Genomic DNA, 11,885 nt, shown 5'->3' with positions numbered 1-11,885 from the left:
CAAACTTATTGATTCAGATATAATGATGCATGCTTATTCTTTGGTAGCGGTGTTCTCCGTGAGAAACTCGGAGAAAACGTGAAAAACCATAGAAAGGCATTACTCATCACCAGTAAAAATGCAGCAAAGGTTTCAGGAGCACTCGACACAGTGGTTGAAGCCTTGAAGAGAGAGAACATAGAGTATTTCATTTATGATGGGGTCAAAGCGAATCCTTATACAAGTATGGCTGACGAAGCTGGTAGAATAGCTGCCGAGAACAGGGTTGACTTGGTAATAGCTATAGGTGGGGGCAGCGTAATAGATACTGCTAAATTCGCCTCGATAATTGCCACTACAGGCTTTAAGGCTGTAGAAATCCTGACAAATCCATCCCTGTCATCGAATGTCACGCGCTTACCACTGATAGCCGTGAACCTCACCCATGGAACAGGCAGCGAGATAGATAGATACGCCGTATTAACAATCGATGGAACCATTGAGAAAAGAGGGGTAGCCGTGAGATACCCGGATGTAAGTTTCGACGACCCGCTTTACAGCAGGACCCTCAGTAAGGATCAAACAATATATACAAGCCTGGATGCATTCTATCATTCATATGAGGCAGCTACATCAGCATTCTCCAACTTACTATCAATAACTCTCTCCAAGGAGGCTATAGAGATAATCGCGGAAACCCTGCCTAAAATACTTGGAGACCTAGATAACATAGAGTACAGGACCAAACTACTATATGCATCGATGATAGCCGGCATAGCTATCGATCAATCAATGACTCATTTAAACCACGCTCTTGAACACGCTTTCAGTGGATTACACCCGGAGCTACCCCATGGGGCAGGTCTCGCCATACTGGGACCCATGGTCGTATACTACACGCATAAAGCTGTCCCTGAGGTCTCAGCTCAACTATTAAAACCATTGGATCCGGGAATTAAACCGGTGAGTGAGGATGCCGAGAAGGCATATAAAGCCGTCAGAGACTTCCAGTCATCAGTAGGCCTCGATAAGAGGTTAAGTGATTATGGAATAGATAGGAGGGATGTTGAGAAAGCAATAGAGTTCGCCGTGAGAATGATCAACACGCGGTATACGTCTATACCATTTAAACCCAGTAGCGATGTCTTAAGAGATATAATTGAGAAATCCCTCTAATCTCCTGAGGCATCTAGATACCGTAGTTTTATCTTGCCTGCAAACGATGCCAATTTCTTCAGCATATATTCCCTCTCCTTATTCCCCGTTTTTAAATCGCTCAGCAGTTTGATGAAGAAATCTATTGTTTTATCAATATGCTCTACCTTAATAGGGTATGGTACACCGTCTTTACCTCCATGGGCATATGCATATATAAATGGATCCATGATACTCGTTGTGGGATCCCTAAGCGATGGCCTGTAGCCATATATAAGGTCAGCCACCAGTGCTAGAGCCCTTATGGTCTCAGCACCAACACCCTGTATACGTAGTAATTCATCAAACTCCCTTAAACCCCGCTCCTTTATCTCCTCAGCTATTTTCTCCATTAACCTAATATTAGATACTGGGCGATAGTATCTGGGACACTCCTTGATTAAATTCCGGTTTCCTGTTTTCCTAGTAATAGATCCACTACTACTCCATGAAAGAATAGAGTGTTCGCCCCGGAGGAGACGGTTAACTTCCCCAATATTTTGAAGCAGAGAATTAACCGGGGTTGATGCAACTATCTCAACAATCGCTCTCCGTGCATTTAGGCTGTCTGCATCAACGAGGTTGAGTGAGGGCTCCATCTTCACTGACGCTACACCGGAATGCGGGTCTCTGTTGGTCGTTAACGGGTGGCTACTGGTGAAGATATGGTAGCGTCTAGCTATCCCTAACTCCTCATTTAAGCCCTGCTGTATAACGAGTATTCCTCCCCTGGAATCAATGACCAAGCCATGAATATAGAGACTGTAGCCATCTTGAAGGGCCACCCCATCTATTTTGGCAGCCATTCTACTGGTGTCAACAACGGTATTGTAGTCAACTACATCTCCCACTAACCATGCTTCTTCGACCACATTGCGTGAATCACGTCCCTTACCGCCCAAGACAGCTATCTCGTTATCTCTAAACATACTTGGTGGGAACATGTTTTTCAACACATATAAAACAATTGTGGTTGATCCACTGCTATCCCAATCCATACCGATGACATTGTTGAATGCCTGGAACCATAATGGGTCTGAGAGACGGGTTAATAATTCCCTCGGGCCATAGTATTCAACAATATATCTAGCTATTAATCCACCGAGCTTCTTCATTCTCTCAAGCAGAAACAATGGCACATGTCCATCATGCAGGGGTAGCTCAGCAAAGCCGCTTGACATCCTACCCACTTATCCCCATTATTAAATAGATATAAACCATCCTTTAAACCATGATTATTAATCTAGGGTAGCAACGTCAAATGGTTTCACACCCTCATCCATTAAAGCCGGAGTTGATGCCTGCAATGCTGAATATACAGGTTAGAAAGCCATCTAGAATGCTGAGCGGTATAACAGTTGTAGCTGTTATGACGCATCCCCTACCCTGCCCAGGCGAATGCGTTTATTGCCCAGGTGGACTGGGATATAATGCCCCGAAAAGCTATTTTGGGAATGAACCAGCAGTGAGAAGGGCTAGGAGAAACCAGTTCCACCCGTTTAAACAGGTATACGAGAGGTTGAGGCAGTACGAGGCACTCGGCCATAATCCAAGTAAGTTAGAGGTAATAATCATGGGGGGCACCTTCCTAGCCCTCCCGGAATCCTATAAGAAATGGTTTATCGCAAACATATATGAGGCATGTAATACCTATCCCTATGGAAGCCCACCTTTAAGAGTCGACCTAGAGTCAGCTATCCTAAGAAACGAGACCAGCAGGTATAGAGTTGTAGGATTAACAATAGAGACAAGGCCTGATTATGGAAGAGAAAGACATGCAGATGAAATGCTGCACTATGGGGCTACAAAGGTCGAGCTAGGTGTTCAATCAATATATGATGATGTATTAGAAATAGTGAGGAGAGGGCATAGTGTAAAGGATACAATAGAGTCAACACGAATACTTAGAGATGCCGGCTTCAAAATATGCTACCACATAATGCTCGGTCTACCAGGTAGCAATCCTGACCGGGATCTAGAAATGGTTAAAGAACTATTCACCAATCCCGATTTTAGACCGGATATGCTGAAGATCTACCCCACCGAGGTAATAGAGGGAACAACCCTCTACACTTGGTGGAAAGAGGGAAAATATAAACCATACAGCGATGAAGACGTTATAGAATTAGTCAGCGAAATGTACCGTTACATACCTAAGTACGTTAGAGTAATGAGAATACGCAGGGATATCCCAGCAGATGAAGTGGCTGCTGGAACAAGATACGCTAATCTAAGAGAGATGATCGAAAAGAGTGCTATTGAGAAAGGCATAGAAATACAGGAGATAAGGTTTAGAGAGGCCGGGCTCCAAATGTATAAATACGGTAAAACCCCTGATCCCAGTAGAACCAATATAACCAGGCTGACATATGAGGCCGGTGGGGGTATCGAGGAATTCCTAGCCGTGGAGGACACGGCTTCAAATATATTAATAGGCTTCCTAAGAATGCGCGTGCCAAGCGAGAAAGCCCATAGATGGGAGATAGACAGAGATACTGCTATTATAAGAGAACTACATATCTATGGCCCTGAAACACCTGTAGGAGAGAAAGGTGTATGGTTCCAACACGTAGGGTGGGGTAGGAAATTAGTTGAGAAAGCTGAGGATATCGCCCTGAATAAATATGGGGTTAAGAAAATACTCGTGATAAGCGGTGTCGGCGCCAGGGAGTACTATAGGAGACTAGGGTATTTCCACCCACCGGAAAGCCCATACATGTTCAAATATCTTAAGTAAAAACATTAGACTACAGCGACTCCTTCACAGACTTCTTGAATATCTCTAACCCTGTTTTAGCTTCCTCCTCGCTTATCACTAATGGCGGGATAAGCCTTATCGAGGATTTCCCGCAGGGCAGTAGCACTAGTCCATTCCTCAGAGTCTTGGATACGATCTTGTTCCTAAGCGCTGGATAAGGAGTCTTAGAGCTTTTATCCCTAACTATTTCAACACCCCATGCTAACCCGATACCCCTTACATCCCCTACTTGTTCGACTTCGTGCTTCAACTCATTTAACTCATCCCTGAACAATGATTCGAGTCTTCCCACGTGTGGAAGTAGCCTCTCAACCACTTCCAGGGTTTTCAATGCTGCTATTGATGCAAGGGCATGACCACCGTAGGTGTTGCTATGTATCCCGGGTTGTTTAAAGTCGAGCTCGCTCCTGAATATAGTGGCACCTATCGGTACAACGCCACCGCTTAACGCCTTAGCCATTGATATGATGTCAGGGGTTATTCCAAAATGCTCTATAGCGAACATTTTACCGGTTCTTCCAACACCCATTTGCACCTCATCAATCGATATCAGTATCCCATACTTATCGGCCAATTTCTTCAACTCCATGAAGAACATTGGTGGAGGCACCACGTATCCACCTTCGCCCTGTATGGGTTCAACGAATATTGCAGCAACCTCATCGGGTGGTACGAGTTTATCAAGTATGTATTCCTCTATGAACTCTATAACTCTATTGACTAGTTCAGCAGGCTCCTCATAGCCGTCGATATGCCAGGGATTCCTATATGGATTAGGGTATGGTGCATGAAATACCCCGGGCATCCATGGGAATACCAGTTTCTTGTGAATGTTTTTACTAGCCGTTAATCCCAGGGATCCCATTGTCCGCCCGTGGAATCCACCAAAGAATGCTATGAAGAACTTTCTTCCAGTTGCCTGTCTAGCTATCTTTAAAGCAGCTTCATTAGCCTCTGTACCGCTATTCGAGAAGAACACCTTCCTAGGTATACCCCCAGGGGCTAGCTCGGCGAGTCTCTTAGCCAGCATGACCTGGTATGGGTTGAAGAAGTCTGTGCCGGCTCCATGGGCGAGCTTTTCTAACTGCTCTACAACAGCCTTCTTTACCTCTGGATGTGTTGGATAACCTAGGTTGTTTACTCCTATGGCGCTTGAGAAATCAAGGTACTTGTTTCCATCTACATCATATAACCATACACCCTCTCCTCTCTCGATTACCAGGGGTTGTTCTTCTGGGCTATGAGTTGTTGTTGCAACGTATTTGAAGTGTTCCTCTATCCAGTATCTAGACTTACTGCCTGGTGAGCCTGGCTCTACTCTTACCTCGGGCTTCAATAATTCAACACCTCTACATCCTATATATATCTACACATATAAATACATATGGCATAGACTATAAATACTATTCAACCGTTAAGCTCCATTGGAAACCGGGTAAAGTCATCTACATATGAAACCGGTCAGACGCACTCAAAGGATTCCTCACTACTCGGAGAGTACAGCCTTCTTCATCCCGTTTACTATTGATCACTGATATTCCCTTTAAATACTTGCCTGGGCTGCGTCTATGTTCTCTTAATAACATTGTTATCAATAAATTAATAAATAGGTGATACCTATAATATGTCAAGGGATCGATATGAGCGACCAAAACACATACATAAACCGCTTGTGGAGCATCTGGGTTAAAACACCTATGCTTAAAGACAGTGATATACTAGTGGCATCAGCATGTCTCCCACTGGTCAATCCCGGGTTATTCAAGGAGTTATCGAGGAACAGGATTGTATTACTAGCATGTCCCGAGGGAGAGCCGCCCGCCATCTATGGAAAACTAGCAAGCATTATCAGGAGCTCGAGACCTAGGAGTATTACGGTTGTGACTATAGATGGAAGCCCCCATTGCTTCACCTTACATGCAAGTGCTAATGAGGCAGAGTACATACTTGGTGAGAAAATATCGAAGAAGCACTACGTGGTGGTTAATTCAAGCGAGCTCAAGGAGATAAGCCCTGACTCTATACGCATTGCAAGATATTTATCACTCGTCGACGAGCTGATTAAAGAGAAGCCAGAGATCCTTGAGAAGCTTAAGGGGCTCAGCATGGAGTACCAGAACTACTTAAGGATGAGAGGAAAGAACCGTGACTAAAACAATTATGGGTATTGCTAAATCCGGGAATACTACTGAGGAGATGAAGAGGCTCAGCGAGATAGAGGATGTTCCTGTTGAGAAGATCAGGGAGAGAATAGCTTCTGGTAGAATAGTTATTACTAGAAATATTAGACGTGAGAGTATAAGAACTACTGGGATAGGTGAGGGATTATATACAAAGGTGAACGTGAATATTGGGACAAGCGGCATGCTAGTAGATATTGAAATGGAGAAGAAGAAGGCTCACATAGCCGTGAAATACGGTGCCGACACCATTATGGATCTAAGCACTGGGGGCAACCTAGATGAGATAAGGAGGATTCTCTTAAAAGAGGTTGAGCCACTACCACTGGGCACAGTCCCAGCGTATCAAGCATGGATTGAAGGCGTTAAGAAATACGGAGGCGTGAGCTTCCCGAGTGAGTGGTTTATCGAGATTGTTGAGAGACAGTTAAGGGATGGAGTTGACTTCATGACCATCCACTCAGCGCTATCCCTTGAACTAGCTAGGAAAGCAGTTGCTAGCACACGAATAATGCCGATTGTGAGCCGGGGTGGGGCAATGCTTGCTGTCTGGATGTTGGAGAACAATGAGGAGAACCCGTTTAGGCAACACTGGGACTACTTATTAGAATTGTTCAGGGAGTATGATGCTGTTATAAGTATAGGGGACTCCCTAAGGCCGGGTACTATAATGGATCAACACGATGAGTTACAGGTAACCGAGTTGATAGAGATAGCCAGACAGGTGAAACATGCTAGAGAGCACGATGTACAAGTGATTGTCGAGGGACCCGGACACATGACGCTGGATCAGATCACTAGTAACATCACTTTAATGAAGAAACTAACTAATAAAGCCCCCTATTACGTCCTAGGACCACTGGTCACCGATATAGCTATGGGCTACGACCATATAGCCGCCGCCATAGGCGGCGCCATAGCTGCTGCTCATGGAGCAGACTTCCTCTGTTATCTAACACCAGCAGAACATCTAAGTCTCCCAACCATAGAGCAGGTCAGGGAGGGATTAGTGGCCACTAGGATCGCTGCACATGCAGGCGATATAGTGAAACTCGGCAAAAAAGCCTACCGTAGAGATGCTGAGCTAAGTGTTTTCAGAGCTAGGTTGGAATGGGATAAGGTACTTGAATACGCTTTCGATATTGAGAAGGCCAGAGAGATCTATACACAGTTCCCAGTATCCACTAGGGGTTGCAATATGTGTGGACAATACTGTGTCTTCCTATTGCTCGATAAGTTATTGAAAAAGCCAGCATTAAAACAGTGAGGGTATTGATGTAGTTTCAGGTATGAGGGTTTTAAGGTTTTTGTAGGTTCTTTAATGTCCTTCTAGCTCTCAGTGCTGTTAGGTATGCTAATGCTGTAGAGCTTATAAGCTTTTAAGGGCTGATAAATTCATTGAGTGATCCTTAGTTCCCAAGACCCATAACAGTCTGTGGAGAGGGAGCTAGGGGAAACCGTGGGCGGGAAACAGTAAAGAATTAAACAATAGTTGTTTTTCTAAATAACTCTAGGCATGTTAGCTCCCTGCTCTTACCTGTATCTTTATCAATTATCTTGAAGGAGGCTAGTTTATCCTCAAGCAGGCACACTAGCATCATGTATTCTAATGGTGTTGTCTCACTATCCCTCATGAATGATGGTATTGCATATATCTTTAACTCCGCGTTGTTTTTCCTAAACACATTGTTGATGAGACCGTAGATCCCTGAGAGGACTGGTGTATCTCTCTCTAGGTTGAATAAATTACCTGATAAACTCTCTGATACCACCTCTCTGAACAGCTTACTGGTTTTATCCATATAGGTGTAATCAATTACTATAGTATTCAACAAGGATTTTACACCAATTTCCATGAGGTGATCAGTAAGCCTTAGAATGTTCTCGAGAAGACCCACCTGGTATTTCTCAAGTATTATACGTGTTAACACACTGTTAAGCCGGTCCCCCAGGAACTCTGCATCTATCCCATCTAAATCATTGGAAACACATCTGAGAAACTCCTTGTATGCATTAATACTTATAAAAGGCGATACCTTCACTAGTACCTGTTTTGAATCAGCAGGTAGGTTAAGCCTGGATGCCTCGTCACCAGCCACCTTATCCACGCAGGCTTTAACTATTTCTGGAACATTATCTCTGACATCCTCTCTTTCGCCGCGAATAACATGTAGTATTGTGTCAGTAAGAATACTGTGTATATTCTCCCCAGCCCATGCCAACGTCCTAAAACTCGTCATGAAGTAATGGTAGTCGGCTGGGTCATTCTCTACTAGGAGCAGGGTCTTTAACTGTTCCAAGTAACTCCTAATACTAGCTGGCACTAGTATAAACAATATGTTTGACTCAAGGAGGAGCCCTATAAGCAGATATGTGAGGAGCGGGGCTGTAATGATCAACCTCTTTAAATAACCTTCAACCTTGTCGACAACTATCTCGACACTACCGGCTTTACCGATATTAAGGCAAACATCTTTTGAATCACTAGTTGCCTCGAGAGTACATATGATTCTATTTAAATCAGTGAAGGAAACCCTATCCTTTCTAACATCTCTTATGGTTTGTACTACACTTTCCACTAGATAGGCTATTTCACTAGACCTGCAGAAAACTCCTTTAATAGACTTACATATTTCACTGTATGGGTCAAAGTATTCTTTTAATTCCCCATACCTCGGTATAGGCGACTCGATTAACCTGAGAAGCGTTCCCCTACTAATTCCCTCTCCCTCACTAGACACCAGCTCGCCCACTAATTCTCTCGCCATATTCAATATCTCATTTAGAAGCGTTCTCCTGATAATATGTAATGAGTCCTCGTTGAGTAGTTCAAGTATTTTTTCAGTAAACAAATATGTGGCTGAGTGGTCATGACCTGTATAGTCAATCGTAATGAGGACTGTATCTATCGATCTGCCCCTAATAATCGAGGTAAATGGCAAGAAGTGCCTTGAATGCTGTGTACCCTTCTCATATATCCTCGTAAATACCTTGGATGCAATATAATGATCCGTTAATTTCATTATATTGTTTATCCTACTGCTTTTGCCTGACTGGGAAAAGCCTATAAAGCCTACTATTAGAGGTCTGTCATTTCTCCGCTTTTCAGGCATGCACAGCATCCTCGCATTCATGAATCATTATTAATTTTATTTTTATAAATATTATTAGAGCTGTCCAGGTATATTATAATTTAGTTGAGAGTGGTGACCATGGAGGACTGGGTTAAGAATACTGTAGCATTATCCCTCTTATCATTAATACTTGGAACAGCCTCGGTAATACTGTTGGGCAGGTACTCCATGTACATTGTCATGAGTCTCTCCATGTTAACACCAGGTATTATTAGTTTTACTCTCCTATTCCCATACCATCTCTCATCAGATATTACTGGGAGGGGGATACTGCCTAGAGGCAGCAGTGAGATCAAGCTATTTATAGCTTCATACCTTCCGATCTTAGTATTATACATACTACTCTTGCTAGGATACGGCCAGGATGCTGCTGCCATCCTTAGGGGATGGCTTATCCCTATCTTAATCATACCAGGCCTACTCATGGTTGTGTTAATGCTTCACTACGGGTTATATAAGCCTGTCACGCGTTTTCCAGTTAAAATACTGGTGGCATTTATAATATTACTGGTTGACACAACCATATGGGTTTACATAATACTGGCTGCAGGAATAGTCGTGGCCAGCTGTATTGAATTAGCTACACTATATCTACCCATCAATATTGAGGTATTTCGCCAACTAGTAATCGAGACATTATTTATAAGTGTACCAGCTGCTTCACTGGTTCTAGCATTAATAGATATAACCATGTATAGGAAGCAACGTATCAATCAGGTCTCGAAGCATGGGCCTCTTCCATATCTATATAGGAAATACTTGCTTTCAAAGATATTTACACGATTAACCACGAGTCATTTAATAGTGCTACCCCGTGGGCTCTACGATGACATCATATTATTTGTAGAGAAATAGAGCTCTTCATGCCTCAGCCAATCATAATAGATGCTACCCTAGCATTTTTCAGAGATGCTATTTTCTTAACTAACTCATCCACCGTTTCCGTAATCTCCCTGAGTCTTTCAAGGGTTTCAGCTTCAGCATATAATCTTATCTTAGGCTCTGTACCACTGATCCTTATCAGTACCCATGAGCCATCATGGTACTCGAATCTATAGCCATCTACATTAATTATATTCAATGGCTCTCCAAGCCTGCCCTTCAACTCCTCCACCAGTTCCCTGTACACGTCTACCCTGACCTCGGGCGGGTCAAGCACGTAGCTTCTTCTATCCCACGGGTAGTCCGGTATTTTCTCCTCCTCGAGTATCTTTACGAGGGGCTTGCCTCTTTCAATAATTAATTTAACAAGTAAGGCTGCCTGCCTTACTCCATCAACCCATGTGCCCCATGAGGTATCAATTAACTTCCATGGCTCTCCAGCCATGATGACGTTGTTTGCTCCGAGTTCCTTAACTCTTTCATGGGTTTTACCGAGTATGTATCTCTCAAGTCTGCCGCCGGCTTCCTCAACAACCTCCTCAATCACTCTACCAGTGTCCACGCTAACTATCACTAGCCCCCTTCTCTCCTCCAAGAGTATTTTCGCGAACAATGCGAGCAATCTATCCTGTCGAATAAAGCCGGCATGGCGATCTAGGACTGCTAATCGGTCCGCATCGCCGTCATGCGCTAGAATCGCCGCTGGCTCGACGCTACCGTAGAGTGGTAATAGTTTTTCAAGTACATCCTTCCTAGGTTCAGGAGGTCTTCCCGGGAAAAAGCCGTCTGGACTACAGTTTACGGTAATAGGTATCCCACCTAGTAATCTGGTGACTAATGGTGTTACATGGTATGATGCCCCATTAGCGCAGTCTATAACTACCTTGGGTTGCCAGGCTTTTTTAACCGGGGTAGATGACTCGACGAGGTCTTTAATATAGTTGTCTAATGGGAGAGGATCATGGTTGGATTTGGCGGACTTGTTCCATTCAACCGGCTTCAACGGTGTTGAGACCAGCTCCTCGATTTTCTTCTCCAGCTCACGTGTAAACTCATACCCCTCCACATCATAGAATTTAAACCCATTATACTCAGGGGGATTGTGACTGGCTGTCACACTGATACCTATACTCTTATATTTTAACCCAGCATATCCTGCCACAGGAGTTGGAGCTAGTCCAATGATGCTGGCATCTATTCCTCCAGCTGTTATCCCTGATACTAGCGCGTGAACCAGGACATGGCTAGTGGTCCTTGTATCATAGACTAAGTGGCTGGTATCCGACAACCCCAGCCTGCCGAGGCTGAGGCCTATCCTATATGCAAGGATGGGATCCAGTTCTTCAGGGTACTTCATTCGTATACCAGCTGTGCCAAACAACCTCATTATCAACAACCTCTATTACACTGAATTAATTCATTATTCTTCATTAAAAACCTGTTAATACATGGTATATTGGTAGTGAACCAGGTATGAGTATATATAGGCCTGGGAAGGATAAGAAACAGGTAATCGATAATATATTAAAAGACCTAGATCCATCTCTAAGAGAGATAGCGAGGGTCATCCTTGAAAACATGAGCCTTGAGGAGCTGGCTGAAGTAGATAGAGAGGAACTATATAAACGGTTAAAAAACCAGGCTAAGCAATGATTAGCTGATACGTGATCATAGGGTTTATTCCTGGATCTACTTAGTAGGTTTTTATAGTTGTTGATGTTGGTTTATATTGTTTGATGCTGTTCCTCTGGTATTATA

9 protein-coding genes and 1 pseudogene are annotated in these 11,885 nt (G+C 43.6%); 6 read left to right on the top strand and 4 right to left on the bottom strand.

Annotation, left to right across the window (positions count from 1 at the left end):
- Positions 1–48: 48 nt before the first annotated feature.
- Positions 49–1,155, top strand: a pseudogene (locus ACP5N5_RS02985) (iron-containing alcohol dehydrogenase); the annotation flags it as partial.
- On the opposite strand, the gene ACP5N5_RS02980 reads toward ACP5N5_RS02985, so the two are convergent.
- Positions 1,152–2,354, bottom strand: a complete 1,203-nt coding sequence (locus tag ACP5N5_RS02980; protein WP_276814649.1) for a DUF763 domain-containing protein — start codon at positions 2,352–2,354, stop codon at positions 1,152–1,154. The pseudogene ACP5N5_RS02985 and the gene ACP5N5_RS02980 sit on opposite strands and share 4 nt — an antisense overlap.
- 80 nt (positions 2,355–2,434) lie before the next feature.
- Here ACP5N5_RS02980 and ACP5N5_RS02975 point away from each other — a divergent pair, with 80 nt between their 5' ends.
- Positions 2,435–3,910, top strand: a complete 1,476-nt coding sequence (locus ACP5N5_RS02975) for an elongator complex protein 3 (RefSeq protein WP_276814642.1) — start codon at positions 2,435–2,437, stop codon at positions 3,908–3,910.
- 10 nt (positions 3,911–3,920) lie between these two features.
- On the opposite strand, the gene ACP5N5_RS02970 is transcribed toward ACP5N5_RS02975, so the two are convergent.
- Positions 3,921–5,267, bottom strand: coding sequence for an acetyl ornithine aminotransferase family protein (locus tag ACP5N5_RS02970; protein WP_042667026.1), 1,347 nt, complete (start codon positions 5,265–5,267; stop codon positions 3,921–3,923).
- A gap of 304 nt (positions 5,268–5,571) precedes the next feature.
- On the opposite strand from ACP5N5_RS02970, the gene ACP5N5_RS02965 reads away from it, so the two are divergent.
- Together ACP5N5_RS02965 and thiC are read left to right on the top strand one after the other, a co-directional pair.
- Complete coding sequence (locus tag ACP5N5_RS02965) at positions 5,572–6,084, top strand: hypothetical protein (protein WP_048058742.1); 513 nt, start codon at positions 5,572–5,574, stop codon at positions 6,082–6,084.
- A 7-nt stretch (positions 6,085–6,091) separates the two neighbouring features.
- A complete protein-coding gene (thiC, locus tag ACP5N5_RS02960; protein ID WP_428132724.1) occupies positions 6,092–7,378 on the top strand; it encodes a phosphomethylpyrimidine synthase ThiC in 1,287 nt (428 codons plus the stop codon).
- Positions 7,379–7,592: 214 nt separating this feature from the next.
- Here thiC and ACP5N5_RS02955 read toward each other — a convergent pair whose 3' ends face one another.
- Positions 7,593–9,224 (bottom strand): hypothetical protein, encoded by a 1,632-nt coding sequence (locus ACP5N5_RS02955; protein ID WP_428132718.1) that lies wholly within the window; start codon positions 9,222–9,224, stop codon positions 7,593–7,595.
- 99 nt (positions 9,225–9,323) lie between these two features.
- On the opposite strand from ACP5N5_RS02955, the gene ACP5N5_RS02950 reads away from it, so the two are divergent.
- Positions 9,324–10,100: a hypothetical protein gene (locus tag ACP5N5_RS02950; RefSeq protein ID WP_428132716.1), complete on the top strand. Its 777-nt coding sequence runs from the start codon at positions 9,324–9,326 to the stop codon at positions 10,098–10,100.
- Between the two features lie 13 nt (positions 10,101–10,113).
- Here the strand turns inward: ACP5N5_RS02950 and ACP5N5_RS02945 are convergent, their stop codons facing one another.
- Complete coding sequence (locus ACP5N5_RS02945; protein ID WP_428132713.1) at positions 10,114–11,514, bottom strand: phosphoglucomutase; 1,401 nt, start codon at positions 11,512–11,514, stop codon at positions 10,114–10,116.
- Positions 11,515–11,600: 86 nt separating this feature from the next.
- Here ACP5N5_RS02945 and ACP5N5_RS02940 point away from each other — a divergent pair, with 86 nt between their 5' ends.
- A complete protein-coding gene (locus tag ACP5N5_RS02940; protein ID WP_012607789.1) occupies positions 11,601–11,780 on the top strand; it encodes a hypothetical protein in 180 nt (59 codons plus the stop codon).
- Positions 11,781–11,885 lie beyond the last annotated feature (105 nt).

The organism is Desulfurococcus sp. (genome assembly GCF_049970475.1).
Lineage (GTDB): Archaea > Thermoproteota > Thermoprotei_A > Sulfolobales > Desulfurococcaceae > Desulfurococcus > Desulfurococcus amylolyticus.
This window is presented reverse-complemented; position numbering and strand designations above follow the sequence as displayed.

Bases quoted from the DNA above. Each gene is read 5' to 3' on its own strand.
- ACP5N5_RS02980 (WP_276814649.1), bottom strand. From the start codon at position 2,354: ATGTCAAGCGGCTTTGCTGAGCTACCCCTGCATGATGGACATGTGCCA.
- ACP5N5_RS02975 (WP_276814642.1), top strand. From the start codon at position 2,435: ATGGTTTCACACCCTCATCCATTAAAGCCGGAGTTGATGCCTGCAATG.
- ACP5N5_RS02965 (WP_048058742.1), top strand. From the start codon at position 5,572: ATGAGCGACCAAAACACATACATAAACCGCTTGTGGAGCATCTGGGTT.
- thiC (WP_428132724.1), top strand. From the start codon at position 6,092: ATGGGTATTGCTAAATCCGGGAATACTACTGAGGAGATGAAGAGGCTC.
- ACP5N5_RS02955 (WP_428132718.1), bottom strand. From the start codon at position 9,224: ATGCCTGAAAAGCGGAGAAATGACAGACCTCTAATAGTAGGCTTTATA.
- ACP5N5_RS02950 (WP_428132716.1), top strand. From the start codon at position 9,324: ATGGAGGACTGGGTTAAGAATACTGTAGCATTATCCCTCTTATCATTA.
- ACP5N5_RS02945 (WP_428132713.1), bottom strand. From the start codon at position 11,514: ATGAGGTTGTTTGGCACAGCTGGTATACGAATGAAGTACCCTGAAGAA.
- ACP5N5_RS02940 (WP_012607789.1), top strand. From the start codon at position 11,601: ATGAGTATATATAGGCCTGGGAAGGATAAGAAACAGGTAATCGATAAT.